The organism is Rhodococcus sp. NPDC060176, from assembly GCF_042728675.1.
Taxonomy (GTDB): Bacteria; Actinomycetota; Actinomycetes; order Mycobacteriales; family Mycobacteriaceae; genus Rhodococcus_F.
Map to the genome: position 1 here is coordinate 1 of NZ_JBHWYS010000006.1, position 26,871 is coordinate 26,871.

Below are 26,871 nucleotides of genomic sequence, written 5' to 3' on the forward strand. Positions count from 1 at the left end.
GGTCCCATTCCGAACCCGGAAGCTAAGCCCTTCAGCGCCGATGGTACTGCACTCGACAGGGTGTGGGAGAGTAGGACACCGCCGAACACAATTTAACGACAAGCCCCCCAACCAGTGATGGTTGGGGGGCTTTCTCGTACCCAAAACAAGCCCAAATCACTCCCGCCGGCACCCCCGCATCGAGTGAACGGCACGTCCGTCGCCTTCAACGAGATGAACGTACCGTTCACCCCGTACACGGCACCACGGGCGCCGGCCGGCACACCACCACCAGGGATCGAGTGAACGACACTCTCACCCTTTTAGACGAGGGGAACGGTACGTTCACACCATCAGGGGCGGGGGCACGACTGAGGACGACAGGCGCTTTGCCCGGATCAGTCGATGCCGTCGGCGGTGGCGGTTGCATACTTCGGCCGGCCGGTAGGCAGATACCGCTGAATCGTCACACCCTTTGGAGTGGCCCGCGATTCAGCCAGCTCGAGTGCGATGTCCGGTCCGGAGTCGGGAAAGAGTCGCGTGCCCTGGCCTAGGATCACCGGCGCGATCAGCAGGATCATCTCGTCGACGAGATTGTTCGCGAGAAGCCAGCGGCACAAGTTGCCACTGCCGTGCATCTGAATCTCACCGCCGGGTCTGGCTTTCAGTTCGCCGATCGCGGTGGCGGTGTCACCTGTGAGCGCGGTCGTGTTCTTCCATTGTGGATCGGTCAGCGTCGTCGACGCCAAATACTTCGGCCGCGAATTCAAGGCGCTGGCAATGGGGTTGACCTCCGGATTCTCGAACGCGCCCCAATAGTCGGCGAAGATGTCGTACGTGCGTCGGCCGAACAGGAACGCGTCAGCACGCTCGTAGACCTGGACGAGGAAAGTCATCGCTTCGGTGTCCACCAATGGCGCGGACCACCCGCCGCGCTCGAATCCACCACGCCGATCTTCGTCCGGCCCACCGAGTCCTTGCATCACCCCGTCGAGAGTGACGATGGTAAAGGTCGTCAGTTTCATAGTCGTACCCATCTCCCAGGCGTCGTCGGATTTCCGCTGTTCCGATATAGACCGACGAGAAGTGGGAAAGTCATCGAGCGAACATGGCGTTCGTCGCCTTGGATCGACCGAAAGTGCCGTTCGCTCAGGGCAGGGCAGGGCAGGGGTTGGAGGTCAGGGCTGGACGGGGACCGAATCTGCCGGAGCGGCCTCGGACTCCAGGGCGTCGCAAGGAATCGCGAGCTCGGTCTGTTCGAGACGGCCACGAAGGGTGATGTTCTCGGTGATCGACCAGTGGGCAGCTTCGGCGCTGTCAGCGGCAGCCACAGCCCGTCCGGATGCGGCGAGGTTACCCGGTACCGTTTTGGCGACCTCCGACAGGCGCGCTGCTTCGTTGACCGGATCGCCGATGACGGTGTACTCGAATCTTTCTCGCGCACCGACGTTTCCGGCCACGGCAATACCCGCAGCGACGCCGATTCCCGCGCTTACTTCCGGAACTTCGGCACGCAGGCGCTGTTGAATCTTGCGGGCGGCGGCAAGTGCACTGCCGGCATGATCGTCGAGTGTTGTCGGCGCTCCGAAGATCGCCAGCGCTGCGTCGCCCTCGAACTTGTTGACGAATCCGCCGTGAGCATCGACCTCGTCGACGATGACGTCGAAGAATCGGTTGAGTAGAGCGACCACCGCGGTCGGGGAGTTGGTGGCCGCGATGGTGGTCGAACCGATGACGTCGACGAAGAGAACGGCAACGTCACGTTCTTCCCCGCCGAGCTCCGGGTTGCGGCGGACCGCGTTTGCGGCGACCTCGTGTCCGACGTGGCGCCCGAAGAGGTCGCGAATTCGCTCTCGTTCGCGCAGTCCCTCGGCCATGCGATTGAAGCCGGTCTGCAGCAGCCCCAGCTCGGTTCCGTCGTACACGACGACGGACGCGGTGAGGTCACCACGGGTGACTTGTTCCATGCCTCGTCGCACGGACCGAATGGGAGCCGCGGCGGACCGGATGTTGATGTACGTCAGCCCGAGTCCGACGCACAGAGTGATCCCGCCGATGACGAGGATCGCGGTCGCGAGTGCTTGCCACGAAGCGGGTCGGATGAAGCTGAAGACCGCTACGAGCATCAAGCCGGTGACGGGGACTCCGCTTCCGAGCAGCCAGACGAGGATCGTCCGCCCGGTCAGTCCGAGAACGGCAGCCTTGCGGGGTGCCCCCGATTCGAGTGCGCGTGCTGCGATGGGACGCAGTGCGAACTCGCTGAGTAGGTAGCAGAAGGCACATGTGGTGATACCGCTGAAAGCCACGGTGAACAGGACCTTCGGAATGGTGTCGGGGTCGACGATTCCGTACATGGTCGTGAAGGTGATGAGCGCGGCCGTCCACAGGACGGCTTGCACTCGGGTCAGTCGCCACGGCCCGCGCAGCGCCGCTCGTTGATTCTGCTCTGTCGGTGGGTGATCCTCGGTGGCCCACCGAAGATCCCGCATCAGCCGTTTGGTGCCCCACAGAAGTCCGATGAGAAAGACACACCCGATGAAGACGGGCACGGCAATGAAGTTGATCCACGCGAATTCGGGGTGGATGATCGCGGGTCCGGGAACCACGAATCCGACGAGCACGATCGCCAGTACCGCTCCGATCAGGTTGGTGACCAGGAGAGGGGCGGTCAGTAGTGCCTGGACGCGGATTCGGCGGCGCCTGGGGCTTTCGTCGGTGGATCCGAGCAGCCACGACCCCAGGGGCGCACTCGGGACACGGCTTCGCTGCATAGTGTGTCGAGAGTAGTCGTAATGATCGCTTAGGGTGGTCCGGTGCGCCTAGTTATTGCTCGTTGCCGTGTCGACTATGTGGGACGCCTGACCTCCCACCTCCCTACCGCAAGACGACTGCTGTTGGTCAAGGCCGACGGCTCGGTCAGCATTCATGCCGACGATCGGGCGTACAAGCCGCTCAACTGGATGAGTCCGCCGTGCTGGTTGGTCGAGACCACCGGAGACGGCGACGACGTCCTGTGGGTCGTCACCAACAAGGCAGGCGAGGAACTTCGGATCACTCTCGAAGAGGTCGAGCACGATTCGTCGTATGAACTCGGTCTCGATCCGGGTTTGATCAAGGACGGTGTCGAGGCACACCTCCAAGAACTTCTGGCGGAGCATGTCGAGACGCTCGGCCCCGGCTACACCCTGGTACGACGCGAGTACATGACGGCCATCGGGCCGGTCGACCTTCTGGTCCGTGACGCGGACGGCGCCTCGGTGGCGGTGGAGATCAAGCGGCGCGGCGAGATCGACGGCGTCGAGCAGTTGACGCGCTACCTGGAGTTGCTCAACCGCGATCCGCTCCTCGCACCGGTCACGGGAGTTTTTGCAGCGCAACAGATCAAGCCGCAGGCAAAGACTTTGGCGAACGATCGTGGAATCCGCTGCCTGGTCCTGGACTACGAGGCCTTGCGCGGCACCGAAAGCACCGAGTTCCGACTCTTCTGACGCTGTTTAGACTCGAACCATGCCGCGCCGCAAACCTTCGCCGAAGCAAACCCGTCGAACGGATCCTCGGCGTACTCAGAACTCGAGCGCTGAGTCGGCGTCACCTAGCGGTGTGTTGTTCGGCGGGGCGCTGGTCCGGGAGGAGCCAGGGCCGGGCGGTGAAATGTACATGGTGCGGCCGATACCCGGCTCCAACGCGACGAAGTTCTACCGGTGCCCCGGCTGTGATCACGACATCAGGCCGGGAGTCGCACACGTGGTGACCTGGCCTTCGGAACCGGGCGGCGCGAACGAGCGTCGGCACTGGCACACCGGGTGCTGGTCAGGCCGCGGAACTCGCAGCCTGACCAGGCGGTGGTCCTGAGTGCCGATCAGTTCCTGGACTGGGCTCGCTGCTCGACGGCGCGGGTGTCGATCTCGGCGGTGTTCGTCTCGTCCGAGTCCTCGAGAACGTCGTCTTCGTCGATACTCGGTTCTGCGTCGACCTTATCTGCGTCGGCCTTCTTGTCTTCGATCTCGAGATCTTCCTCGGCTTCGACGATGACCGGTGCAGGCGGTGAGTCGAGAAGTTCGCTCTCGCGATTGACCGATGCGAGCATGGCCGGAACCGAATCGAGTTGTCCGCGAATTCCCAAGAGCTGGGCCAGGATTCGGCCGCGGAGAACGCGCAGTTCTTCGGTGAGTTCCTTCGCGTGAGCGATCTTGCGCTCGGATTGATCCGTCGCGGCTTGCAGCCTGCGCTGAGCTTCGTGCGACGCATCGGCGAGTCGACGCTCGGCCTCTGCCTTGCTCGACGACTCCAATTCGTTGACGGCGGCGACGACCTTGGCGCGGCGCTCCGACATCGAGATGTCGAAGTCTTCGCGGATCTGAGTGCGCTTGGCTTCGGACTCGGCAGCCAGTCGATCCCGCTCGGCCTGTGCAGCTTCGACGATCCGGGCGGCTTCGGTGCGGGCCTGCGCCATGGTCTGCTCGTGCATGGTTTCCATCGCGTTGCGACGGTCCTCGAGTTCGGCGATCAACGACTCGTAGTGCCCACGTAGGCGGGCGCCGTCCTGTTCAGCGATGGAGGTCATCTCGGCTGCGTCGGCCTCGGCCTTCGCGCGAACCTCCGAAGCTTCGTCGGAGGCAAGGCGGAGCATGCGGCTGATGCGATCGCTCATGCCCTCCGCAGTGGTGGGCGGAACGGAGAGACGGTCGACGTCCTTGCGGAGGTCGTCGATGTCGTCGCGTGCATCGTCGAGCTGCTTGGCAAGATCACGGGCCTGCGCGGCGGCAGCATCACGATCGGCTGCTGTAACGCGCAGCTCCGCGTCGAATCGCTCGAAGTAGTTACGTACCTCGTCGCGGTCGTATCCCTTCCGTGCGATCTGGAACGGAAGTTGGATCGAACCGCGGTCCTGCTCGTATGCCATGGCGACAATCTACCTGGCATACGAGCTGGAGTCGGGTCTGCTAGTGGCTCGCGTCGGGTTCGACCAGTTCCACGAGGACGCCGCCGGCGTCCTTCGGGTGAATGAAGTTGATGCGGGAGTTGGCCGTACCGCGTCGGGGAGCGTCGTACAGCAACCGAACACCGCGGTCGCGAAGCTCGGCGGAGATCGCGTCGATGTCGGTGACTCGGTAGGCGAGCTGCTGGAGTCCGGGGCCGCTGCGGTCGATGAACTTGGCGATGGTCGAGTTCTCGTCCAGCGGCGCGAGCAGCTGAACGGCAGTGGATCCGGCGGGGGAGCCGACGACGGAGAGCATGGCCTCACGCACGCCCTGCGATTCGTTGATTTCCTCGTGGGTCGACACCATGCCCAGGTGCTGCGTGTACCACGCGATTGCCACGTCGAGATCGGGCACCGCGATTCCGACGTGATCGATCGCGACGACGAGGTCGGACGACAAAGGTGCGAGTGCAGAACTGGGGGAGGTCTGTGTCATACCTTTCACGGTAGCGCTACCGTTTGAGGAGTACACGTCGGGATGTGACTTGGCTCTTAGGCCGCACGGAACCGACGACTATGTCTCTCTTGCAGCCGGAGGAAATCGTGACCAGTTCTGTGATTGTTGCGGGAGCTCGTACCCCGATGGGTCGACTCCTCGGATCGTTGAAAGACCTCTCCGGGTCCGACCTCGGCGGCATCGCCATCAAAGGCGCCCTGGACAAGTCCGGAGTGGCGCCCGAGCAGGTCGAGTACGTCATCATGGGACAGGTCCTCACCGCCGGCGCCGGCCAGATGCCCGCCCGCCAAGCCGCCGTCGCCGCCGGTATCCCGATGAACGTGCCCGCCCTGAGCATCAACAAAGTGTGCCTGTCCGGCATCGACGCCATCGCCCTCGCCGACCAACTCATCCGCGCCGGCGAATTCGACATCGTCGTCGCCGGCGGGCAGGAATCGATGTCCCGCGCACCCCACATGCTCGAAAAAAGCCGCGAAGGCTTCAAATACGGCGACGTCACGATGCGCGACCACATGGCCTACGACGGCCTCCACGACATCTTCACCGACCAGGCCATGGGCCTGCTCACCGAACAGGTCAACCAACACGAGAGCGCCCACATCACCCGCGCCGAGCAGGACGCCTTCGCCGCCGCTTCACACCAGAACGCGGCCCGCGCCTGGAAAGACGGCCTGTTCGACAACGAAGTCGTCCCCGTCTCCATCCCCCAACGCAAGGGCGACCCGATCGTCTTCGCCCAGGACGAAGGCATCCGCGCCGACACCACCACCGAATCCCTCGGCACACTGCGTCCCGCGTTCAGCAAGGACGGCACCATCACCGCCGGCTCCGCCTCCCCGATCTCCGACGGCGCCGCCGCCGTCGTGGTGATGAGCAAAACCAAGGCCGAAGAACTCGGCCTGACCTGGATCGCGGAAATCGGTGCCCACGGCGTCGTCGCCGGACCGGACTCCACCCTCCAGTCCCAGCCCGCCCGGGCCATCGCGAAGGCCTGCGCCAAGGAAGGTATCGACCCCACCGATCTCGACCTCGTCGAAATCAACGAAGCGTTCGCCGCCGTCGGGATCGCCTCCACCCGCGAACTGGGCCTCGACCCCGCCAAGGTCAACGTCAACGGCGGCGCCATCGCCGTCGGACACCCCCTGGGCATGTCCGGTGCCCGCATCGCCCTGCACCTCGCCCTCGAACTGCAACGCCGCGGCGGCGGCATCGGCGCAGCCGCACTCTGCGGCGGCGGCGGACAAGGCGACGCACTCATCATCCGCGTCCCCAAGGCATAGGCACCCCCCGGCACAAGCGTCACTCTAAATACACCCGAACGAACGCTCTCGCTCTGCGACGCCCCGTGGTTTTCCTCACACAACTACGGGGCGTCGTAGTTGTTCGGGCACAATGGCCTCATGGCGAACATCTTTGACGTATCCACTCCCGCGAAACGCTTCCGTCTGGTGGCGTGGTGGGAAGCTGTGACCTGGGCGGCCTTGCTGGTTGCCATGTTCTTCAAGTGGGTTCTCGGACACGAAGAAGCGATTCGCATCCCCGGAATGGTCCACGGCACCGCTGGCTTCCTGGTGTTCATCGTTGTTGCGTTGCTGACCGCGTGGTCGCTCAAGTGGGACATCAAGACGACGATCCTTGCTCTGATCTCGAGCGTTCCGCCGTTCGGCACCGTCATCTTCGAACGCTGGGCAGTGCGAAACGGCAAGCTCGGTGAGCTGTCCACGGAGTTCGAGGCTGCCAAGGGCAACGCGGCGCTCGTCTGAGTGCTGCATCCCTCTACGTAGCTTCGCGCAACTCGTGACAAACTGGGAGTCGTGACTCGACCAGGTTCCAGGCCCCCCGCGCGTTCGTCCGCAGTTGCTGCCGCCATGAGCGGCGCAGTCGACTTGTCCGCCTTCAAAGAGCGGGCCACGGCCCCACCACCGCCGCGTAACACCAGCGGCGACGGGGCCGTTTCTGCTGTCTCCGGGGCAGTGATCGAGGTGACCGAGGAGAACTTCGAAAGCGAAGTCCTGCTCAAGTCGAGCCAGGTCCCGGTCATCGTCAACATCGGTGGCCGCGCATACGAGCCCTCGGTTGTCTTCACCGAAGTTCTCGAATCGTTTGCAGCGCGCGCAGGCGGCAAGTGGATTCTTGCCAACGTCGACGTCGACGTGAGTCCTCGCATCGCGCAGGCGTTCGGCGTCCAGTCGGTGCCGACGGTTGTTGCCGTCGCGGCCGGTCAGCCGTTGGCCGATTTCCAGGGTGCTCAGCCGGAGGCGCAGCTGAGCCAGTGGTTCGACGCAGTGCTCCAAGCTGTCGAGGGCAAGTTGAGCGGTCCTGTCCCCGACGGTGAAGAACCGGTGGAGGAGGTCGAGGATCCTCGATTCGTGGCCGCTGAAACCGCGCTGGACGAGGGTGATCTCGACGGTGCCATCGCCGCGTACCAGGTGATTCTCGACGCCGAACCCAACAATGCGGAGGCCAAAAGCGCTGTCCGCCAGGTGAAGTTCATGGCTCGGGTTCAGGGCGTCGATCCCGAGTCGATTGCGGCCGCGGATGCTGATCCGTCCAATCTCGAACTGCAGTTCGCAGCGGCCGATCTGGAAATGTTCGCGCAGCAACCCGAGGCGTCGTTCGCCCGCTTGATCTCGGTGGTCTCGCGAACTGCCGGCGATGACAAGGCCGCAGCTCGCACGCACCTACTCGAACTGTTCGAACTGTTCGACCCGGCAGAACCGATCGTCATCGCGGCCCGCCGTAAGTTGGCTTCCGCTCTCTACTGAAATGTGGACCGGCAGCCGCTACTCCGTGTAGCGGCTGTCGCACACTTCCCGGCCACCGAGCACGCCGGTCCGGAACGCGTCGACGCGCGCAAACCCGCTCGGCACCGTCTCACCGTTGACGTCACTGGCGGCGAGGCCGTCGGTCAGCAGTCCCGACACGGCTTCGTCGAGGTCGCCAGGGGAGAGCGTGACCTGAGCTCCGGACGACGCGGCGTTGGTGGGGCTGAGCGCTGCGGTGATGACGCCGGACAGGCACGCGGCGCGCAAGGCGGTCTGCGGGGTGTCGAGTGATTGGCCGTTCTCCTTCTGCATCGCGAGGGTGTATCGCGACGCGAGCAGGACGTAGGCGTTGTAGTCGCCGGTGATGTTGGTCTGGATCAACTCGCGTCGTCCGACGCGGCCCGGCGTGCCGCGCTCGGCCAGTTCGTCGACGCTGATTCCGATGGTGTTCGTCGACGGGCAGTACGAGACAGGTTCGGTTGCAACAGCGTCGCTGCACCCGGTGTCCGCGCCGGAGAACACGACCTTCGGCGGCTCGGGTAGATCGAAGATCGCTTGGAAGGTCTTCACGAACTCGTCGAGGGTTGCCTCGGTGACCGGCAGTTCTCCGGAATCGTTGCCTTCGGCGAACTGCTGCGGTAGGTCTGCGCGTCGTGACTCGATCTCGTCGGCGTCCATCTTCGCGCAGGCGCCGGCGCCGTCGGTGAATCCGATCTGAGTGGCGGTGACGCGCTCGAAAGCCGAACCATGGTGGCTCTCAGGATCATTGGGGTCTTCGTCGCGGATGGCGACGGCCGAGGCCAACACCTTGTTGAGACCGTCGGAGGTGTTCATGGTGAAGTGTGCGGCCTTGTCCTCGGCGACGTGCCGCAAGAACGCCCCACCGAAACAGTCGGCTTGTTGTTCGCGCACCAGGGCGGCATCTCGTTTACCGCCGACGATCCCGGCTTTGCGCTGAACGGCGTGGCCGTACTCGTGCGCGAAGATGAAGGCAACGGCCACTTCACCGAACTTCTCGCGTACCTCGGGCAGCAGCAGTTCGCGATCCCAACCGATGGTGTGATCGATGCTGCAATACCCGGCGTTGATGAGTTCTTCGGTGGTCTCTTCACAGAAGTCCGGGCCGTTCGATTCGGTGGGGTCCCACGAGATCAGCTCGTCCACCGGTTCGAAGGGCTTGTCGAACAGAGCCGGGTACTCGGCGGCCCAGTAGGTTTCGATGTCGGTGATGGCGTTGGCTGCCAGGGCGTCGATGTCCCCGCCGTCGGTGCCGGTGATCGCTCGGTCGGCATTGGGGGCTCCCGGGCGCAACCCACTCGGTCCCGCTGTTGCGTCGAGTCCGGCGACGCGGAACGGATCGTGATAGATCGAGACGGCGTGGCCACTCGTACCGTGGGCACAACCGGCGAGCAGTGCGGCCACTGCCAACAGTGACGACGTGACAATGACTACTCGCCGGCCGACCATCAACGCTCCAGACTTATCCAAATCGCTCCAGCAGCTGGCAGCGCCACCTGTGCGGAGGCTGGCCGACCGTGCCACGAATGCGACGTTGCTGTGACCGCTCCGAGGTTCCCGACTCCGGAGCCGCCGTACACCTCGGCATCGGTGTTGAGAATTTCCACCCATCGGCCGGGCTCTGGTAGCCCGACGCGGTAGCTCGAGTGCTCACTGCCCGAGAAGTTGAACAGGCAGGCGACAATCGAACCGTCAGTACCGTAACGCAGAAAACTGAGGACGTTGTTCTCGGTGTCGTTGGCGTCGATCCAGGAGTATCCACCGGGCGAGGTGTCGAGGGTCCACATGGCCGGATGACGTCGGTACGCGGAGTTGAGATCGCCGACCAGTCGCTGGACGCCGCGATGGAGAGTGCCGGTGTACTGATCGTCGAGCTGCCACCAGTCGAGGCCGCGTTCTTCGGACCATTCCGCACTCTGACCGAATTCCTGTCCCATGAACAGCAGTTGCTTGCCTGGATGCGCCCACATGTATGCAAGCAGTGAGCGCAGGCCGGACGCCTTGGCGAAGTCGTTGCCGGGCATCCGGGTCCACAGAGTTCCTTTGCCGTGCACCACTTCGTCATGGCTGATCGGTAGCAGGTAGTTCTCACTCCACGCGTACATCAGTGAGAACGTGATCTCGTGATGGTGGTAGGTCCGGTGTACCGGGTCGTGACCGAGGAACCCGAGGGTGTCGTGCATCCACCCCATGTTCCACTTCATGTTGAATCCGAGGCCGCCGACATTGGTCGCCCGAGTGACTCCGGGCCACGCCGTCGACTCCTCGGCGACGGTGACGACTCCTCGATGATTCTTGTGAACGGTGGCGTTCATCTCCTGCAGGAACGCAACAGCTTCGAGATTCTCGCGGCCACCGTGAATGTTGGGAGTCCATCCACCTTCCGGACGTGAGTAGTCCAGGTACAGCATGGATGCGACGGCGTCGACGCGCAGTCCGTCGATATGGAACTCCTCGAGCCAGAACAAGGCGTTGGCGACGAGGAAGTTCCGAACCTCGCGACGTCCGAAGTCGAATACGTATGTGCCCCAGTCCAACTGCTCGCCGCGACGCGGATCGGCGTGCTCGTAGAGGGGAGTTCCGTCGAAACGGGCAAGCGCCCACTCGTCCTTGGGGAAATGCGCGGGCACCCAGTCGACGATGACGCCTATTCCTGCGGCATGCAAGTGGTCCACGAACCAACGGAAATCGTCGGGCGTACCGAAGCGGGAGGTCGGTGCGTAGTACGAGGTGACCTGGTATCCCCACGATCCACCGAACGGATGCTCGGAGACGGGTAGCAGTTCGACGTGGGTGAATCCGGTCTCGGTGACGTAGACGGCGAGTTGCTCGGCCATCTGCCGATAGTCGAGTCCCGGACGCCACGATCCGAGGTGCACCTCGTACACGCTCATCGGGGACTGCGAAGGATCGACACCGGCGCGGGTTTCCAGCCAGGCCGCGTCGTTCCACACATGGGAACTGGTGGTCACCCGCGACGCCGTCGCCGGCGGGACCTCGGTACCGAACGCCATGGGATCGGCCTTGTCGCGAACCGAGCCGTCGTGACCGTGGACCCGGAACTTGTACAGCGAACCGACTGCGATGTCGGGCAGGAAGATTTCCCAGACTCCGGTGGAACCGAGGACTCGCATGGGGGCGAATTGCCCACTCCACCCGTCGAAGTCGCCGACGACGGTCACGCCGCGGGCGGCCGGAGCCCAGACGGCGAACGAGGTGCCGTCGACGGGTCCGTCCGGTGTCTCGTAAGAACGCGGATGTGCGCCGAGGATGTCCCACAGTCGTTCGTGCCGACCTTCGCCGAACAGGTGAAGGTCGAGTTCACCGAGAGTCGGCAGGAATCGGTAAGGATCGGCTGCGAGAACCGTGTGGCCACCCGGGTACGTCACGGAATAGCGATAGTCGATCAGGTCGGGGTAGGGGACCAGAGCCGCGAAGATCCCGTTCGAAACATGTTCGAGAGGAAAGGTTTTGCCGCCGATGACGGCGCTGACGGACTCGGCGTTGGGACGCAACGCGCGAAGAACGGTGCCGTCGGCGTGGGGATGGGCGCCGAGGACACTGTGCGGATCGTGATGTTCACCGCGCGCCAACAGTTCCAGATCGTGATTGTCCGGTGCGATACCGGAAGTGGACTTCTCGGTTGACATCACTTGCCTCCACCTGCGCGGTGCGCGTTGCGTGCTTGGTAGGCCAGAGAGATCCGGGCCGGATACGGAACGGGTGGGAGTGCGAGGATGTGCGCCACCGAACGCCAGGGCTCGAGGCGGACGAAATTGGCTTGGCCCCAATTGAACTGCTCACCCGTCACCTCGTCGAGCACGGTCATGTGGTCGTGCCATTCACGTCCGAGTGCCGGCATGTCCAACCAGACTGTGCCCTCTTCTGCCGCGAACGGGTTGAGGTTGATCACCGTCAAGACGGCGTCGCCGGTCGCGGCGTCGAACTTCGAGTAGGCGATCAAAGCGTCGTTGTCGATGTGGTGAAAGTGCAGGTTCCGCAACTGCTGCAGAGCAGGATGCGCACGCCGGATGCGGTTGAGCGCGGTGATCCACGGCTCGAGAGATTCGCCTCGCGCTGCGGCTTCGGCGAAGCGGCGCGGACGAAGTTCGTACTTCTCGGAGTCGAGGTACTCCTCGCTGCCGGGGCGGACCGCTTGATGCTCGTAGAGTTCGTAACCGGAGTAGACGCCCCAGGTCGGCGCCAGGGTGGCGGCGAGAGCTGCTCGTAGCGCGAACATTCCGGGCCCACCGTGCTGGAGGGACTCGTGCAGGATGTCCGGTGTATTCACGAAGAGGTTCGGTCGGGCTTCGTCGGCCTTTGCCGCCAGCTCGTTACCGAATTCGGTGAGTTCCCACTTCGCCACTCGCCAGGTGAAGTACGTGTACGACTGGGTGAATCCGCGTCGAGCCAGACCGTACATGCGCGCCGGACGAGTGAATGCCTCAGCGAGGAACAGAACGTCGGGGTCGGTCTTCTTGACCTCCGAGATGAGCGTCTCCCAGAAGTTGGGCGGCTTGGTGTGCGGGTTGTCGACCCGAAAGATCTTGACGCCGGCGCTGATCCAGTGTCGGACGACTCGCAGAATTTCCTTGTCCAGGCCGCGAGGATCGGTGTCGAAGTTGATCGGGTAGATGTCCTGATACTTCTTGGGTGGGTTCTCGGCATAGGCGATGGTGCCGTCGGGAAGGACGTTGAACCACTCCGGATGCTTCTTGGCCCACGGATGATCCGGGGCGCACTGCAGCGCGAGATCCAGTGCCACTTCGAGATCGAGCTTGCGGGCCGTGGCGACGAAGGCCTTGAAATCCTTGAGCGTGCCGAGTTGCGGATGGACTGCGTCGTGCCCGCCGTCGACCGAGCCGATGGCCCACGGCGAACCGACGTCACCGGGTTCGGGGGTGAGGGTGTTGTTGCGTCCCTTGCGGTTGATCTCGCCGATGGGATGGATCGGCGGAAGGTAGACGACGTCGAAACCCATTGCGGCGATGCGAGGCAGATCCTCGGCCGACGTGCGGAACGTCCCGTGTTGCGGCACCCCGTTCTCGTCCCATCCACCGGTCGAGCGGGGGAAGAACTCGTACCAGGATCCGAACAGCGCGCGGCTGCGATCGACGACGACGGGGTGAGACTCGCCCTTGGTGACCAGTTCACGGAGCGGTGTGGCGCGGAGCAGTTCGGCCACGTCGGAGGCGAAGGCCGGAGCGACGCGAGCAGTCAGCGCCTGATCGCTGCGCAGCGACGCGGTGACGGCTTCGAGCCTGGACCGGTTGGCCCGCGGCACCTCGTGCGCGGCCTGTTCGAACAGGCGCGCACCGATTTCCAAGTCGTTGGCCAACTCGGCGGCGCCTTGTCCGACAGCCAGCTTTGCTTCCACCGCGTGCTTCCAGGTGGCGATGGGATCGCTCCACGCCTCGATCCGGAACGACCACATGCCTTCGGCGGACGGAGTGAAGACTGCATCGACGGTGTCCGGTTCGGTGCCGGGATCCATCGGAATGCGCAGCGGCTTGGTACCGCGCGGACCACGCACGACAAGAGTGGCGGAAATGGCGTCGTGGCCTTCTCGCCACACGGTGGCGTGCACCGGGAAGACTTCACCGACCACGGCCTTTGCCGGATAGTTACCCGAGATCTCGGGTACCACGTCGTCGATACCGAGGCGTCCTGACACGGGAAGCTCCATTTCTGATGATGGATCGCGGTAAAACTTTCTTTCGCCGCGTTCAACCGTAGTGGGTGTGGCGCCGGAGTGCTGATAACGACGAATTCGGGTCTGTCGGTGGTCAGGTCGGGTCGGGCGTCAAGTTCCACCAGACAGAGTCCGACGAACTCGACTAGGGTTCGCGGGGTGAAAGCCTTGCGTCGGTTCACTGTCCGAGCCCACCTTCCGGAGCGCCTTGCCGCGCTCGGCCCCCTGTCCACCAACCTTCGGTGGTCGTGGCATCCCGAGACACAGGATTTGTTCTCGCGACTCGACCCCGAACTCTGGCAAGCAGTCCAGTTCGATCCGGTCCGCATGCTCGGGGAAGTCGACCCCGCCCGGCTCGACGAACTCAGCAGTGACGAGGCATTCCTCGGTGACCTCGACACTGCAGCAGCCGATCTCGACGCCTACCTGAGCACACCGCGCTGGTATCAGTCCCAGCAGGCCAAGGGCACGTCGCTGGCTGGCGGAATTGCGTACTTCTCCATGGAGTTCGGCGTCAGTGAAGTTCTGCCCAACTACTCGGGCGGATTGGGCATCCTTGCCGGCGATCATCTCAAGGCCGCGTCCGACCTGGGTCTGCCGCTCATCGGCGTCGGATTGCTCTACCGATCCGGCTACTTCCGCCAGTCCCTGACTGCCGACGGTTGGCAGGCCGAGCATTACCCGCCCCATGATCCTCAAGGGTTGCCTCTTCGTTTGCTGACGGACGCAGGCCCGGCTTCCGACGACGGATCGCCGGTCGTCATTCACGTCGCGATGCCCGGTGGACGAGTCCTGCGTGCGCGAGTGTGGATCGCTCAGGTCGGACGAGTGCCGTTGCTGCTGCTCGATTCCGACATCGCCGAGAACGACGCGGACCTGCGCGGCGTCACGGACCGTCTCTACGGCGGGGACCAGGATCACCGCATCAAGCAGGAGATCCTTGCGGGTATCGGCGGCGTCCGCGCGGTGCGTGCCTACACCGCGGCCTACGGATTGCCCGATCCCGAGGTGTTCCACATGAACGAGGGGCACGCCGGATTCCTCGGCATCGAACGGATTCGGGAACTTGTCACCACCAGCGGTCTGGACTTCGATTCGGCTCTGGCCGCGGTTCGCGCCGGAACCGTCTTCACGACGCACACGCCCGTTCCCGCCGGAATCGACCGCTTCCCGGCGGATCTGGTCCGTCACTACTTCGGTGGCGCGAACGGCGAGAACGAATCGACCCTGCTTCCCGGTCTGACCGTCGACCGCATCGTCGGGGTGGGGCGCGAATCCGATCCGTCGATCTTCAACATGGCGCACATGGGCCTTCGCCTGGGTCAGCGCGCCAACGGCGTCTCGAAGTTACACGGCATCGTCAGCCGCGACATGTTCAACGGACTCTGGCCGGGCTTCGACGCCGACGAGGTGGCGATCGGTTCGGTCACCAACGGTGTTCACGCGCCGACGTGGGCGGCGCCGGAGTGGATGGACGTGGCCAGGCGGATCGTCGGTCAGGAGCAACTCGAAGAAGCACGCGGGTGGGAGCGCCTGCACGAGTTGTCGGCCACCGAACTGTGGGAAACACGTAATGCGTTGCGCGGCAAGTTGGTCGACGAGGTGCGTCGTCGCGTCCGAGCGTCCTGGCTCGAACGCGGCGCGACCGAAGCCGAACTCGGCTGGACCACTGGAGTTTTCGATCCCAACGTCCTGACGGTCGGATTCGCGAGGCGCGTTCCGACGTACAAGCGGTTGACGCTGATGCTGCGTGATCCCGAGCGTCTGCGTGCGATGTTGCTCGACGAGAAGCGTCCGGTGCAGTTGGTGGTGGCCGGTAAGTCGCACCCCGCCGACGACGGCGGTAAGGCACTCATCCAGCAGGTCGTGCGATTCGCCGATGAAGCGGATGTGCGTCATCGCATCGTCTTCCTGCCCGACTACGACATGTCGATGGCGCGCTACCTCTACTGGGGCTGCGACGTGTGGCTCAACAACCCGCTTCGACCACTCGAGGCGTGCGGCACTTCCGGCATGAAGTCCGCGCTCAACGGCGGCCTCAACCTGTCCATTCGTGACGGATGGTGGGACGAGATGTTCGACGGCGAGAACGGGTGGGCCATTCCGACGGCCGACGGTGTTCTCGACGACGTGCGGCGTGACGATCTGGAAGCCAGCGCCCTCTACGAACTTCTCGAGCACGCGGTACTGCCGACGTTCTACGACCGTGATGCTGCCGATCTGCCGACGCGCTGGGTCGAGAGGGTTCGCCATACCCTCGAGAATCTGGGCCCGAAGGTGTTGGCATCACGCATGGTTCGTGACTACGCGGTCGACTATTACGCGCCTTCGGCGGAATCTGCTCGTGCTGTGGTGGCCGACGATTTTGCCGGCGCCCGTGAGGTGGCCGAGTTCCGTCGCCGTATCGAATCGCAGTGGCCGTCGGTTGCGGTCGAGCAGGTGGACGGTTCCGGTTTGCCGGACACCCCGGAGATCGGTGCGACCATCTCTTTGAAGGCCAAGGTTCGCCTCGGCGGCCTGTCGGTCTCGGATGTCGAGGTCCAGGCGGTCCTCGGGCGCGTGAGCCCGGGCGAGGAACTCACCGACGTGGTGACGTTCCCGATGACGCACTTCGGCGACGAGGACGGAACCGAGATCTTCGAGGCCGAGGTTGCGCTTCCGGTTTCCGGTTCCGTGGGCTACACCGTGCGGGTGCTGCCGCATCACCGGTTGTTGGTCAATGCGTCCGAACTCGGATTGGTGACCACTCCAAACGCCTGACGTAATACATTCTGCCCCGGTCCGTTCGGTCGGTACCGGGGCAGAACTGTGCCCGGGTGAAAACCGGGTCAGGGACGTGAGTCGCGGATGCGGGTGAGCGCCTTGCGGACGACTTCGGGGTTGGTCGTCTCCCAGAACGGAGGCAGTGATGCGCGAAGGTAACCCGCGTATCTGGCCGTTGCCAGACGCGGATCGAGCACGGCCACCACGCCCTTGTCGTCGGTGCTGCGAAGCAGACGGCCCACGCCCTGTGCCAGGAGCAGTGCGGCGTGATTGGCCGAGACGCTGAGAAAGCCGTTACCGCCATGGGATTCGATAGCTTGCTGACGAGCCATCAACAGTGGATCGTCCGGGCGCGGGAACGGAATGCGGTCCAAGATGACGAGGCTCAGCGAGGGCCCCGGGACGTCGACGCCCTGCCACAGGGACAACGTGCCGAACAGTGACGTGGGTTCGTCCTTGGCGAAGGCCTTGACGAGGGTGCCGGTGGCGTCGTCGCCCTGGCACAGGATGGGGGTGTCGAGGCGTTCGCGCATCGCCTCCGAGGCGGCTTTGGCGGCGCGCATCGACGAGAACAGGCCGAGGGTGCGTCCGCCCGCAGCCTCGACGAGTTCGGCGATCTCGTCGAGATAGACAGGGGAGAGGCCGTCGCGGCCGGGCGTGGGCAGGTGGCGGGCAATGTAGATGATGCCGGCCTTTGCATGGTCGAAGGGCGACCCGACGTCGAGTGAGTTCCAGCGGAAAGCCGAAGCGTCAGAAGGTGCTTCGGTGCCGATGGCGGTACCCGAGTCGGGGCGCACCGACGATTCCGCAGGAAGACCCCAGTTGACGGCGAGACCGTCGAACGATCCGCCGACGGTCAGTGTCGCGGAAGTGAGAACGACGGTGGATTCGGCGAACAGTCTCGAGCGCAACAGACCGCCGACGGAAAGCGGAGCCATCCGGACAGAGCGCCGCACCGATCCGCGGAACTCGTCCGAGGACAGCCAGACGACGTCCTTGCGCTTGGCCGGGTCTGGTTCGTCGAAAGCTGTGAGGATGCGAACGGCGCTGTCGTGGACGTCGTCGACGGATGAGAGCGCGGCGTTGCGGGCGGCAGCCGCTTCGGGGTCTGCTGCTGCCATGCCAGGTTTGGCCGGGCCGATCGCCGTTCGTAGCGACCAGGCGGCGTCGCGGATTGCGGCCAGTGCGGGCGCCGCCCCGTCCGGGAGGCCTTCCCATCGACCTGGACGCAATTCCTCGAGGAGCCCCGCCCAACCCTCGCCGGCAGCTTCGAGTCGGTCGGCGTCCTGTTCTTCGGCGATCTTGCCGCAACGCCTGGCCGCCGCACTGATCGAAGAGGCCGTGAGGTCTGCCGTCGCCACGCCGGTGACGCGGTCGACCAACTCGTGGGCTTCGTCGATCACCACGACGTCATGGTCGGGCAGGATCTGAATGCCGGTGATGGCGTCGATGGCGAGCAGTGCGTGGTTGGTGACGACGACGTCGGCCTTCGACGCCTCGACGCGGGCGCGCTCGGCGAAGCAGTCCTCACCGACAGGGCACTGGTTCTTGCCGATGCATTCGCGGGAGGTAACGCTGACCTGCCGCCACGCCTGATCGGACACACCTGGCACCAATTCGTCACGATCACCGGTTTCGGTGTCGGAGGACCACTCGGTGAGGCGGACAACCTCCCGGCCGAGACGCGAGACCGTGAACGGATCGAACAACTCGTCCTCGGGTGGCTGCTCGGACGCACCCGTGTGAATCTTGTTCATGCACAGGTAGTTGTTGCGGCCCTTGAGGATTGCGAACTCTGCGCGTCGGCCGAGTGGCTTTTTCAGGGCATCGGCGAGCCGTGGCAGGTCTCGATCGACGAGCTGACGCTGAAGCGCGATGGTAGCGGTGGACACGACGACGGTGCGCCCCGATTCGACCGCGTGGCGCAGGCTCGGAACGAGGTAGGCGAGCGACTTACCGGTACCGGTGCCAGCCTGAACGGCCAGATGCTCGCCCGTGTCGATCGAGTGCGCCACGGCCGACGCCATAGTCAGCTGGCTGGTTCGTTCGGCACCGCCGAGCGACCGCACCGCTGTCTGGAGCAGTTCGGGAACGTTCGGGAGTTGATCGGCCACCCACGAAGGTTAATGGATCCCTACGTCAGAAACGTCCACGGATGATTCCCGGGGTAGTTCCCCGGCAATCGAGTCTTCTTCCGACGCGGCCTCGTCTCGCCCGATCAGCTGCACTCCCGCCTCCTGCATCTGCACCAATGCCGACTCGATCGTGGCGGTCGACACACCCGCGGTGAAGGGGAGAAGGACTGTCGTGCCGAATCCTGCGCGCGCCGCATCGATGGCTGTGGCCTTGACGCAGTGATCGGTGGCAATGCCGATCACGTCCACGTCGGTGATCTCGTGGGCGCGGAGCCAGTCCTCGAGCGTCGTGCCGTCCTCGGCGGCTCCTTCGAAACCGGAGTAGGCCGCGCTGTAGGCGCCCTTGGAAAAGATCGCCGAACCGGCGACAGAGGCGTCGAATGCCGGATGGAACTCGGCGCCGGCCGTCCCGACGACGCAGTGAACCGGCCAACTGTCGACGAAGTCGGGAGTTTCGGAGAAATGTGCCCCAGGATCGATGTGGAAATCGCGGGTCGCGACTACGGCGTCGTACTCGTGCGAGTTCACGAAATCGTTGACGGCTCCCGCAACCGCAGCACCGCCGTCGACTGCGAGAGCGCCACCTTCACAGAAGTCGTTCTGAACGTCGACGACGATCAGTGCTTTAGCACTCACCGGTGCTCACCTCCGGAGAATCGAACGGGCACAGCCGAGTCTCCGCGTGAAAGCTTGAGCCCTTCCCACGGCAGGCTCACGAGCCCGGCTTTCAGAACTGCACGGCTCTCTTCGAGCGTCGGTGCGCTCTCGACGACCTTGCCTTCACGAACCAACGGGATCAACAGTTCGGTCGCGCCGTCCGCTTCGGAAACCGGTGACGGTGAGCCGGCGGGGTAGATGACTTCTTCGACGATCGTTCCGGTCGGGCGCACTACGCGCAGTGCTTTCTTGGCGCCGCCGCGAGATGCCTTGTTGGTACTTCTCTTCTCGACCGCAATCCCGTCGACCTCGACAAGTTTGTAGACCATGCCGGCGGTGGGGGCTCCTGATCCGGTGACCAGTGAAGTACCGACGCCGTACGAGTCGACGGGTTCGGCGCGCAGGGCTGCGATTGCGTACTCGTCCAGGTCGCCGGAGACGACGATGCGAGTCTTGGTGGCCCCGAGGTCGTCGAGTTGTTGGCGTACTTGGCGAGCAAGGACGCCGAGGTCGCCGGAATCGATGCGCACTCCGCCCAGTTCGGGACCGGCAACGGCGACAGCCGTTTTCACACCCTCGGTGATGTCGTAGGTGTCGACCAACAACGTGGTGGACACGCCGAGAGCGGCGACCTGACCGCGGAATGCCGCGGCTTCGTCCGGACCGTCTTCGGTGGTGTGCAGCAGGGTGAAAGCGTGTGCACTCGTTCCCGCGCTGGGCACGTCGTGACGCCGCGCGGCTTCGAGGTTGGAGGTGGCGTCGAAACCGGCAATATACGCGGCACGTGAAGCGGCAACCGCTGCCTGTTCGTGTGTACGACGCGAGCCCATCTCGATCATTCGTCGACCGCCCGCTGCGCTGACCATCCGGGCTGCGGCCGAAGCGATCGCGCTGTCGTGGTTGAGGATCGAGAGAATCAAGGTTTCGAGGATGACGCACTCGGCGAACGTTCCGCGGACCGAGAGGATCGGTGATCCGGGGAAGTAGAAGTCGCCCTCACGGTAACCGTCGATGTCGCCGGAGAATCGGTAGTTGCGCAGCCACTCGACGGTCGTGTCGTCGAGGAATTTCGCAACGATCGCCAGTTCCGGTTCACCGAATCGGAACTGCTCGAGCGCGTCGAGTAAGCGCTCGGTACCGGCGACGACGCCGTAGCGACGACCGTCTGGCAGCCGCCGTGCGAATACCTCGAAACTGCAGTTGCGGAAGGCAGATCCGTCGGCGAGAGCCGCCGAGAGCATGGTCAGTTCATACTGATCGGTGAGCAGTGCGGTGCTGGCACCGGCGTCGCGGATGTCGGAAATTTGCGTAGGCACGCACACAACTCTATGCGCGAGACGACGTGGGTGGGTGTTGTCGCCTCTCGTCGCGCCGTACCCTGGATACATGGTTTTCGGCGGCGCGACCGTGTCCGACACTTACTCGGCGAACGTAACGATGAGAGGCGCTACGGCTTCTTCTCCTCAAGCCACGCCCGAGCAGTCGGAGGCTGTTGCGACCATCGAAGCCGCCGATCGGCCCTGGGTGACCATCGTCTGGGACGACCCGGTCAATCTCATGCACTACGTGACTTACGTGTTCCAGAAGCTGTTCGGCTACAGCAAAGCCAAGGCCACCGATCTGATGATGCAGGTTCATTCGGAGGGCAAGGCCGTCGTCTCGAGCGGTTCGCGAGACAAGATGGAAGCCGATGTGCGTCGCCTCCACGCGGCCGGTCTCTGGGCCACCATGCAACGCGACGACACCTGAGAACCATTATTTCGACCGAATTGTTCGCCCAACTCGTAGACGGGAGTCCGACGCGTGCGGACGTGGAGTAGGAAGAGTTCACTCGGCGGAGTGAAGTTCAAGTCCGAGATGGACGGTCACGAAGCGGCGGTTCTACGCTCCCTCGTGGAGTCGGTGACCGGGCTTCTCGACGAGCGTGCGTCTTCGGCGCCGCAAGACGAGCTCGCCGCGCTGACCGGCCTTCGGACCGGCAATTCCGAGACACCCGACAATCCGGTGTTGGCGCGGCTGCTTCCCGACTTCCAGCGCACCGACCCGGACAAGGTCACCCCGAACAGTGACGATCTCGACGACGCGGGGGCCAACGTCAATGGTGCCCTGCGCAGTCTGCACGAGCCCGAGATCATCGACGCCAAACGCGAGTCCGCCCGTACGTTGTTGGCCTCGCTTCCCGAGGCCGGCGGCAAGGTCGTTCTCACGCAGGAACAGGCCGATGCCTGGTTGTCCTCGCTCAACGACGTCCGTCTCGCGCTCGGAACCAATCTCGGCATCGACGCCGACACCCCGGAGAGCCTCGAACCCGACGACCCGCGTGCCCCGCATCTCGACGTCTATCACTGGTTGACGTGGATGCAGGACTCCCTCGTCCAGGCGCTCATGCCATGACTACGACGCGGACCGGGCCCACTGATTCACTGACAGATGTCGCCGGCCTCGCAGTCGGCCATCACCACAAGCTCGACGATGGCGTCACCCTCGGAAGCGGCGCAGCCACCGGGTGCACAGTCGTGCTCGCGTCGGCCGGTGTGGTTGCCGGAGTCGACGTCCGGGGCGGCGGGCCTGGTACCCGAGAGACCGACCTTCTCGACCCGAGCCATTCGGTTCAGCAGGTCAACGCAGTGCTGTTGACCGGCGGTAGTGCCTACGGATTGGCCGCGGCCGACGGCGTGATGCGCTGGCTCGAGGAACACGATCACGGGATCGCGATGGGGGCTCCCGGTCAGGTGGTACCGATCGTCCCCGGCGCCGTGATCTTCGATCTGCCGGTGGGGGACTGGACCGTTCGTCCGACCGGAGACTTCGGATTCCTCGCTGCCGACACCGCTTCGCGCGAATTCGCCACGGGCACGGTCGGTGCCGGAGTAGGCGCGAGAGCCGGAGCGCTCAAGGGTGGGGTGGGAACGGCGAGCGTCGTGATCGCCGACGGCCCCGCCGAGGGCACGACGGTCTCCGCTGTGATCGTGGCGAACCCGGTGGGTTCGGTCTTCGACCCTCGAACAGGTTTGCCGTGGGGCGTCGGCTCGGACGGGGCGGAGTCGTTCGGCCTCAGGGTTCCCGACGCGTCCGAACTTGCGGCGGCCAATGCCGTCGCTGCCAAGGGCACCGTCCTCAACACCACGATCGGCGTCGTCGCCACCGACGCCGCCCTGACCAAAGCCGGGTGCCGACGCGTCGCTGTCGCCGGTCACGACGGTCTGGCCCGTGCGATTCGGCCCGCGCATTCACCGCTCGACGGCGACACGATCTTCGCGCTCGCCACCGGTGATCACACTCCGAATTCGGAGATCGCGGTTCCGGCCGCTTTCCCGAACGATCTGCCGATACTCGACGCGGTGTGCGCGGCTTCGGCGCAGGTGGTCGAACGGGCGATCGTGAAGGCCATTCTCGACGCCACGTCGGTTGCCGGAATCCCGAGTTATCGCGAACTCTTTCCGTCCGCATTTCTCTAGGCATCGCTCCTGGAATCGGCGGTAACCTCGAATTGAGCCTGGTTGCTAGTGACCGATCAGAAAACCGGATTGACGGTGGAGGACGCACACGATGACGATGGATTTCAACAGTCCGGATTTCGGCACCCGAACGCCGGCACCGAAATCCGGTCCGCCTTCGGTGTGGAAACAGTCGGCCGTGTTGGTCGGCGGCTTCGCGATCCTGCTCTACGTGATCGAGATCGTGGATGTCATCTCCGGTCAGAACGTCCAGAATGCCGGCGTCACCCCGCGCACGCTCGACGGGCTGTGGGGAATCCTGTTCGCCCCGGTGCTTCACGACGACTGGGGTCATCTGATCGCCAACACCATTCCGGTGCTGATCCTCGGTTTCCTCGTGCTGGTGTCGGGAATCGCGCGCGGACTCGCGGCTACCGGCATCATCTGGGTGATCGGCGGTGTCGGAACCTGGTTGTTCGCCGGTTCGAACTCGAATCACGTCGGTGCGTCCGTGCTGATCTTCGGCTGGGTGACCTACCTGTTGGTGCGCGGATTCTTCACGCGAAGTTTCACGCAGATCCTGATCGGTGTTGCCGTCTTCGTCGTGTACGGCGGAGTGCTGTGGGGCGTTCTGCCGAGCGATCCTCGCGTTTCCTGGCAGGGACATCTGTTCGGAGCGATCGGCGGCGTGGTGGCCGCCTGGGCACTGACGTCGGGGGAGAGGGCCAAGCGCTCAGGTTCGGCACCGGCCGTTCGACCACCCAGTTTCTGAACGGACGTGGGTCACACCCACACTGCGGTGTGACTTCGACGCGCCAAAACGACCAAGAGCTTTTTCCCAGACGGGTAGACGTGGCAGCATGACCGGTATGCGCATGACCGTCCTGGGGTGTTCCGGCAGCGTCACGGGTCCGGATTCACCGGCTTCGGGATACCTGCTCACGGCACCGGGAACTCCGCCGCTCGTGATCGACTTCGGCCCGGGCGTTCTGGGAGCGTTGCAGCGATACGCCGATCCGGGCGAAGTGACGATCCTGCTCTCGCACCTTCATGCGGACCACTGTCTCGACATGCCCGGCCTGCTCGTCTGGCGTCGCTATCACCCCAACCCGCCGGTTGGCCGCGCTCTCGTCTACGGCCCCACCGACACCGCCTGCCGCATCGGAGTGTCCTCCGCCGAGTGTGCCGGCGAGATGGACGACATCTCCGACACCATCGACGTCCGACTCTGGGCCGAGAACGAGCCGGTGACGTTCGGAGAACTGAGCGTCGTCGCGCGTCGGATGAATCACCCGCCCGAGGCTTACGGTTTCCGGATCACCGGCGCCGACGGCCGCGTGCTCGTCTATACCGGCGACACCGGCATGTGTGACAACGTCGTCGAACTCGCGCGCGATGCGGACGTGTTGCTCTCCGAAGCGTCGTGGACCGACAGTCCCGATCGGCCAGAGGGAGTCCATCTCTCCGGCAAGGAAGCCGGCCGAGTGGCCGCTCTCGCCGGCGTCAAGGAGCTTCTCCTCACGCACATCCCGCCGTGGACATCCCGTGAAGACGTGATCGCCGAAGCGAAATCCGAATTCTCCGGACCGGTCCATGCAGTCTCCGCCGGAAGCGTCTACGACATCTGATTCCCCTCACATTCGATGCAGCTCCGAGCGGGCGACCGCTAGGCTCACGAAGGTGACTACACGAGAAGACGGTAGGGCGGACGACGAGCTCCGCACGGTCAAGATCACCCGCGGGTTCACCAGTCATCCGGCCGGATCCGTTCTGGTCGAGTTCGGGAACACGCGCGTCATGTGCACGGCCAGCGTCGAAGAGGGGGTTCCCCGCTGGCGCAAGGGTTCCGGTTTGGGTTGGCTGACAGCCGAATACGCGATGCTTCCCGCCGCCACGCACACGCGTAGTGGCCGCGAATCGGTCAAGGGCAAGGTCGGCGGCCGCACTCAGGAGATCAGTCGACTCATCGGCCGATCACTTCGAGCGTGCATCGATCTCGCGGCAATCGGCGAGAACACCATCGCCCTCGACTGCGATGTCCTCCAAGCCGACGGCGGCACTCGCACCGCGGCAGTGACGGGGGCGTACGTGGCCCTGGTCGACGCCGTGACGTACCTGCGCGCTGCCGACCTGCTCTCCGACCCGCAGCCCATCTCGTGTGGCATAGCGGCCGTCAGCGTCGGCGTCGTGGACGGACGAGTGCGTCTCGATCTTCCGTACGAAGAGGATTCGCGTGCCGAGGTCGACATGAACGTCGTGGCCACCGATACCGGCACTCTGGTGGAAATCCAGGGAACCGGTGAGGGCGCCACGTTCCCACGCTCGACGCTGGACAAGCTGCTCGACTCCGCGCTCGCAGGTTGCGAGCAACTTTTCGAGATCCAGCGTCAGGCGTTGGCCGAGCCGTATCCCGGGGCGCTCCCCGAACCGAAGAATCCGGAACCCAAGAAGAAGTTCGGTGCTTGAGCTGTGAGCGTACGAGTATTGGTTGCAAGCCGAAACGCCAAGAAGCTGAAGGAACTTCACCGAGTTCTCGACGCAGCCGGAGTGAACGGAATCGAGCTGGTCGGCCTCGACGAGGTTCCGCCGTTCCCCGAGGCTCCCGAGACCGGCGCGACGTTCGAGGAGAATGCGCTCGCCAAGGCGCGTGACGGCGCTGCGGCAACCGGAATGCCGTGCATTGCAGACGATTCCGGTGTCGAGATAGATGCGCTGAACGGTATGCCGGGTGTGCTGTCCGCGCGGTGGTCGGGCACTCACGGAAACGACGGCGCGAATACCGCCCTGGTGCTGGCTCAGCTGGGAGACGTGCCGGACGAGCGGCGCGGTGCGGCCTTCGTCTCCGCCTGTGCACTGGTGATCCCTGGCGGCGACGAGACAGTCGTGCGCGGCGAATGGCGTGGGGTGATCGGCCGCGAACCGGCCGGAGACGGCGGTTTCGGATACGACCCCATCTTCCGTCCGGATGGCGACACCCGCTCTGCCGCAGAACTCACCCCGGCCGAGAAGGACGCGGCGTCACATCGGGGGAGAGCGCTCGTGCAGCTCGTTCCGGCGTTGGCCGCACTGGCCGGCTGAACCGAATCCGAAAAGTACAGCCCTGAACGCATCTGCGTTCAGGGCTGTACTTTGTCGAAACTCTCAGAGCTGGTAAGCCTGCTTCACCTGGGCAGTCCGCTTGTGCTCGAACACGAACGACAGGAACGGGATCGTGCCGGCGAGCGCGGTGGCAACCGTCGTACCGGGCTTCCACCGGGCCTTGATCGCGAGGTCGATCGTGAAGACCAGGTAGAGCATGTAGAACAGACCGTGGATCTGGCCGATGTAGAACAACCACGCCGGTGCATCCGCAGAATTGTCCAGAATCAGGTACTTGTAGACCATCTCACCGGTCAGGAACAGCAGCCACAGACCCGTGATCCAAGCGAGAACGCGGTATCGGACGAGCGCCGACGCAACCTTCTTCTGCTTTTCTGCGTTGACTGCGGGGGTAGCGATGCTCGCTTCCGAACCGGTACTCACGTCGTGCTCCTATCGGACTCGCGAGCGGCGAGCTGCGCAAGGTAGTCGTTGTATTCGAGCATTTGGCGGGCTTCGGGATCGTCGACGTCGAGGTTCACATCGTCGAACTCGGCCTGCGGGCGTTGCGGCAAGAGGTCGGCGGGAATCTCACGCGGCTCCGCGGCGGCTTCCTCGGCTTCGGCCTCTTCGGGGTCCACGTCTTCGAGCTGAACGAACTTGCGATACGCGTACACGACAAACGCCGCGAACAGCGGCCACTGGAACGCGTACCCGAGATTCTGTCCCGAGCCTCCGACGGCTTCGAAGCGCTCCCACTGCCACCAGCCGAGCGCGAGGCAGCCGGCGGCTGACACGATGACCAGCAGAATCAGCGCAGGTCGGCGTTTAGTAGCGTTCTTGGACACACTAAGACGGTACCTGAGAGCTATAGTGCCTCGCCCTGCGATCTCCGACACGGTGTCGTAG

At 64.3% G+C, this 26,871-nt stretch carries 25 protein-coding genes and 1 rRNA gene; 14 read left to right on the forward strand and 12 right to left on the reverse strand.

Annotated features, from left to right (window positions below; translation table 11 throughout):
- A 5S ribosomal RNA gene (rrf, locus tag ACFWEM_RS24515) occupies nucleotides 1–87 on the forward strand; the annotation flags it as partial.
- A 290-nt stretch (nucleotides 88–377) separates the two neighbouring features.
- Here rrf and ACFWEM_RS24520 read toward each other — a convergent pair.
- The gene (locus ACFWEM_RS24520; protein WP_378537836.1) at nucleotides 378–1,004 is read right to left on the reverse strand and encodes a dihydrofolate reductase family protein; all 627 of its coding nucleotides are present in this window, start codon (nucleotides 1,002–1,004) and stop codon (nucleotides 378–380) included.
- Nucleotides 1,005–1,157: 153 nt separating this feature from the next.
- A complete protein-coding gene (locus ACFWEM_RS24525; RefSeq protein WP_378537838.1) occupies nucleotides 1,158–2,750 on the reverse strand; it encodes an adenylate/guanylate cyclase domain-containing protein in 1,593 nt (530 codons plus the stop codon).
- A 42-nt stretch (nucleotides 2,751–2,792) separates the two neighbouring features.
- On the opposite strand from ACFWEM_RS24525, the gene nucS reads away from it, so the two are divergent.
- Entirely contained in the window at nucleotides 2,793–3,467 is a 675-nt protein-coding gene (gene nucS / locus ACFWEM_RS24530; protein ID WP_064444085.1) for an endonuclease NucS, read from the forward strand.
- 19 nt (nucleotides 3,468–3,486) lie between these two features.
- Nucleotides 3,487–3,831, forward strand: coding sequence for an ATP/GTP-binding protein (locus ACFWEM_RS24535; protein WP_378537840.1), 345 nt, complete (start codon nucleotides 3,487–3,489; stop codon nucleotides 3,829–3,831).
- A gap of 7 nt (nucleotides 3,832–3,838) precedes the next feature.
- Here the strand turns inward: ACFWEM_RS24535 and ACFWEM_RS24540 are convergent, their stop codons facing one another.
- Nucleotides 3,839–4,882 (reverse strand): hypothetical protein, encoded by a 1,044-nt coding sequence (locus tag ACFWEM_RS24540; RefSeq protein WP_214890771.1) that lies wholly within the window; start codon nucleotides 4,880–4,882, stop codon nucleotides 3,839–3,841.
- A gap of 40 nt (nucleotides 4,883–4,922) precedes the next feature.
- On the reverse strand, nucleotides 4,923–5,396 hold the full coding sequence (gene mce, locus ACFWEM_RS24545) for a methylmalonyl-CoA epimerase (RefSeq protein ID WP_037131968.1): 474 nt from the start codon (nucleotides 5,394–5,396) through the stop codon (nucleotides 4,923–4,925).
- 107 nt (nucleotides 5,397–5,503) lie between these two features.
- Between mce and ACFWEM_RS24550 the strand changes: the two genes are divergently transcribed.
- The 3 genes from ACFWEM_RS24550 to ACFWEM_RS24560 all read left to right on the forward strand — a co-directional run bounded on the left by ACFWEM_RS24550 (nucleotide 5,504) and on the right by ACFWEM_RS24560 (nucleotide 8,182).
- Complete coding sequence (locus tag ACFWEM_RS24550; protein WP_378537843.1) at nucleotides 5,504–6,697, forward strand: acetyl-CoA C-acetyltransferase; 1,194 nt, start codon at nucleotides 5,504–5,506, stop codon at nucleotides 6,695–6,697.
- A 120-nt stretch (nucleotides 6,698–6,817) separates the two neighbouring features.
- The gene (locus ACFWEM_RS24555; RefSeq protein WP_230814089.1) at nucleotides 6,818–7,180 is read left to right on the forward strand and encodes a DUF3817 domain-containing protein; all 363 of its coding nucleotides are present in this window, start codon (nucleotides 6,818–6,820) and stop codon (nucleotides 7,178–7,180) included.
- A 105-nt stretch (nucleotides 7,181–7,285) separates the two neighbouring features.
- Nucleotides 7,286–8,182, forward strand: coding sequence for a co-chaperone YbbN (locus ACFWEM_RS24560; protein WP_378538523.1), 897 nt, complete (start codon nucleotides 7,286–7,288; stop codon nucleotides 8,180–8,182).
- An 18-nt stretch (nucleotides 8,183–8,200) separates the two neighbouring features.
- On the opposite strand, the gene ACFWEM_RS24565 is transcribed toward ACFWEM_RS24560, so the two are convergent.
- Genes ACFWEM_RS24565 through ACFWEM_RS24575 form a run of 3 tightly spaced genes read right to left on the reverse strand, consistent with a single transcriptional unit; the run spans nucleotide 8,201 to nucleotide 13,874 of the window.
- Nucleotides 8,201–9,649, reverse strand: a complete 1,449-nt coding sequence (locus ACFWEM_RS24565) for a neutral zinc metallopeptidase (protein ID WP_378538526.1) — start codon at nucleotides 9,647–9,649, stop codon at nucleotides 8,201–8,203.
- Nucleotides 9,649–11,850: a 1,4-alpha-glucan branching protein GlgB gene (gene glgB, locus ACFWEM_RS24570; RefSeq protein ID WP_378537846.1), complete on the reverse strand. Its 2,202-nt coding sequence runs from the start codon at nucleotides 11,848–11,850 to the stop codon at nucleotides 9,649–9,651. The genes ACFWEM_RS24565 and glgB overlap by 1 nt, the downstream gene beginning before the upstream one ends.
- Nucleotides 11,850–13,874: an alpha-1,4-glucan--maltose-1-phosphate maltosyltransferase gene (locus ACFWEM_RS24575; RefSeq protein WP_378537849.1), complete on the reverse strand. Its 2,025-nt coding sequence runs from the start codon at nucleotides 13,872–13,874 to the stop codon at nucleotides 11,850–11,852. The genes glgB and ACFWEM_RS24575 overlap by 1 nt, the downstream gene beginning before the upstream one ends.
- Nucleotides 13,875–14,051: 177 nt before the next feature.
- On the opposite strand from ACFWEM_RS24575, the gene glgP reads away from it, so the two are divergent.
- Complete coding sequence (gene glgP, locus ACFWEM_RS24580; RefSeq protein WP_378537853.1) at nucleotides 14,052–16,652, forward strand: alpha-glucan family phosphorylase; 2,601 nt, start codon at nucleotides 14,052–14,054, stop codon at nucleotides 16,650–16,652.
- 68 nt (nucleotides 16,653–16,720) lie between these two features.
- On the opposite strand, the gene ACFWEM_RS24585 is transcribed toward glgP, so the two are convergent.
- The 3 genes from ACFWEM_RS24585 to ACFWEM_RS24595 are packed head-to-tail and all read right to left on the reverse strand — an operon-like array spanning nucleotide 16,721 to nucleotide 20,763.
- The gene (locus ACFWEM_RS24585; RefSeq protein WP_019749155.1) at nucleotides 16,721–18,769 is read right to left on the reverse strand and encodes an ATP-dependent DNA helicase; all 2,049 of its coding nucleotides are present in this window, start codon (nucleotides 18,767–18,769) and stop codon (nucleotides 16,721–16,723) included.
- 9 nt (nucleotides 18,770–18,778) lie between these two features.
- The gene (locus tag ACFWEM_RS24590; protein ID WP_378537855.1) at nucleotides 18,779–19,426 is read right to left on the reverse strand and encodes a nicotinamidase; all 648 of its coding nucleotides are present in this window, start codon (nucleotides 19,424–19,426) and stop codon (nucleotides 18,779–18,781) included.
- Entirely contained in the window at nucleotides 19,423–20,763 is a 1,341-nt protein-coding gene (locus ACFWEM_RS24595) for a nicotinate phosphoribosyltransferase (RefSeq protein WP_378537858.1), read from the reverse strand. The genes ACFWEM_RS24590 and ACFWEM_RS24595 overlap by 4 nt, the downstream gene beginning before the upstream one ends.
- A gap of 121 nt (nucleotides 20,764–20,884) precedes the next feature.
- On the opposite strand from ACFWEM_RS24595, the gene clpS reads away from it, so the two are divergent.
- From clpS to rdgB, 7 genes are all read left to right on the forward strand, one after another.
- Complete coding sequence (clpS, locus tag ACFWEM_RS24600; protein WP_029255695.1) at nucleotides 20,885–21,196, forward strand: ATP-dependent Clp protease adapter ClpS; 312 nt, start codon at nucleotides 20,885–20,887, stop codon at nucleotides 21,194–21,196.
- A gap of 54 nt (nucleotides 21,197–21,250) precedes the next feature.
- Nucleotides 21,251–21,841 (forward strand): DUF2017 domain-containing protein, encoded by a 591-nt coding sequence (locus ACFWEM_RS24605; RefSeq protein WP_214886774.1) that lies wholly within the window; start codon nucleotides 21,251–21,253, stop codon nucleotides 21,839–21,841.
- Nucleotides 21,838–22,905: a P1 family peptidase gene (locus ACFWEM_RS24610; protein WP_378449670.1), complete on the forward strand. Its 1,068-nt coding sequence runs from the start codon at nucleotides 21,838–21,840 to the stop codon at nucleotides 22,903–22,905. The genes ACFWEM_RS24605 and ACFWEM_RS24610 overlap by 4 nt, the downstream gene beginning before the upstream one ends.
- Before the next feature lie 91 nt (nucleotides 22,906–22,996).
- The gene (locus ACFWEM_RS24615; protein ID WP_378537861.1) at nucleotides 22,997–23,656 is read left to right on the forward strand and encodes a rhomboid family intramembrane serine protease; all 660 of its coding nucleotides are present in this window, start codon (nucleotides 22,997–22,999) and stop codon (nucleotides 23,654–23,656) included.
- A 97-nt stretch (nucleotides 23,657–23,753) separates the two neighbouring features.
- Entirely contained in the window at nucleotides 23,754–24,512 is a 759-nt protein-coding gene (locus ACFWEM_RS24620; protein ID WP_047270275.1) for a cyclic nucleotide-degrading phosphodiesterase, read from the forward strand.
- Between the two features lie 52 nt (nucleotides 24,513–24,564).
- Entirely contained in the window at nucleotides 24,565–25,350 is a 786-nt protein-coding gene (gene rph / locus ACFWEM_RS24625; RefSeq protein WP_378537863.1) for a ribonuclease PH, read from the forward strand.
- Nucleotides 25,351–25,353: 3 nt separating this feature from the next.
- Nucleotides 25,354–25,962 (forward strand): RdgB/HAM1 family non-canonical purine NTP pyrophosphatase, encoded by a 609-nt coding sequence (rdgB, locus tag ACFWEM_RS24630; RefSeq protein WP_019749148.1) that lies wholly within the window; start codon nucleotides 25,354–25,356, stop codon nucleotides 25,960–25,962.
- Nucleotides 25,963–26,025: 63 nt separating this feature from the next.
- On the opposite strand, the gene ACFWEM_RS24635 is transcribed toward rdgB, so the two are convergent.
- Complete coding sequence (locus ACFWEM_RS24635; RefSeq protein ID WP_283304015.1) at nucleotides 26,026–26,406, reverse strand: DUF3817 domain-containing protein; 381 nt, start codon at nucleotides 26,404–26,406, stop codon at nucleotides 26,026–26,028.
- On the reverse strand, nucleotides 26,403–26,810 hold the full coding sequence (locus tag ACFWEM_RS24640; RefSeq protein WP_021333455.1) for a hypothetical protein: 408 nt from the start codon (nucleotides 26,808–26,810) through the stop codon (nucleotides 26,403–26,405). The genes ACFWEM_RS24635 and ACFWEM_RS24640 overlap by 4 nt, the downstream gene beginning before the upstream one ends.
- Nucleotides 26,811–26,871: the final 61 nt, after the last annotated feature.

Coding starts and splice junctions, on each gene's coding strand:
- ACFWEM_RS24560 (WP_378538523.1), top strand. CDS start 7,286: ATGAGCGGCGCAGTCGACTTGTCCGCCTTCAAAGAGCGGGCCACGGCC.
- ACFWEM_RS24535 (WP_378537840.1), top strand. CDS start 3,487: ATGCCGCGCCGCAAACCTTCGCCGAAGCAAACCCGTCGAACGGATCCT.
- mce (WP_037131968.1), bottom strand. CDS start 5,396: ATGACACAGACCTCCCCCAGTTCTGCACTCGCACCTTTGTCGTCCGAC.
- ACFWEM_RS24525 (WP_378537838.1), bottom strand. CDS start 2,750: ATGCAGCGAAGCCGTGTCCCGAGTGCGCCCCTGGGGTCGTGGCTGCTC.
- ACFWEM_RS24520 (WP_378537836.1), bottom strand. CDS start 1,004: ATGAAACTGACGACCTTTACCATCGTCACTCTCGACGGGGTGATGCAA.
- ACFWEM_RS24555 (WP_230814089.1), top strand. CDS start 6,818: ATGGCGAACATCTTTGACGTATCCACTCCCGCGAAACGCTTCCGTCTG.
- ACFWEM_RS24620 (WP_047270275.1), top strand. CDS start 23,754: ATGCGCATGACCGTCCTGGGGTGTTCCGGCAGCGTCACGGGTCCGGAT.
- clpS (WP_029255695.1), top strand. CDS start 20,885: ATGAGAGGCGCTACGGCTTCTTCTCCTCAAGCCACGCCCGAGCAGTCG.
- ACFWEM_RS24615 (WP_378537861.1), top strand. CDS start 22,997: ATGACGATGGATTTCAACAGTCCGGATTTCGGCACCCGAACGCCGGCA.
- ACFWEM_RS24610 (WP_378449670.1), top strand. CDS start 21,838: ATGACTACGACGCGGACCGGGCCCACTGATTCACTGACAGATGTCGCC.
- glgB (WP_378537846.1), bottom strand. CDS start 11,850: ATGTCAACCGAGAAGTCCACTTCCGGTATCGCACCGGACAATCACGAT.
- ACFWEM_RS24565 (WP_378538526.1), bottom strand. CDS start 9,649: ATGGTCGGCCGGCGAGTAGTCATTGTCACGTCGTCACTGTTGGCAGTG.
- ACFWEM_RS24540 (WP_214890771.1), bottom strand. CDS start 4,882: ATGGCATACGAGCAGGACCGCGGTTCGATCCAACTTCCGTTCCAGATC.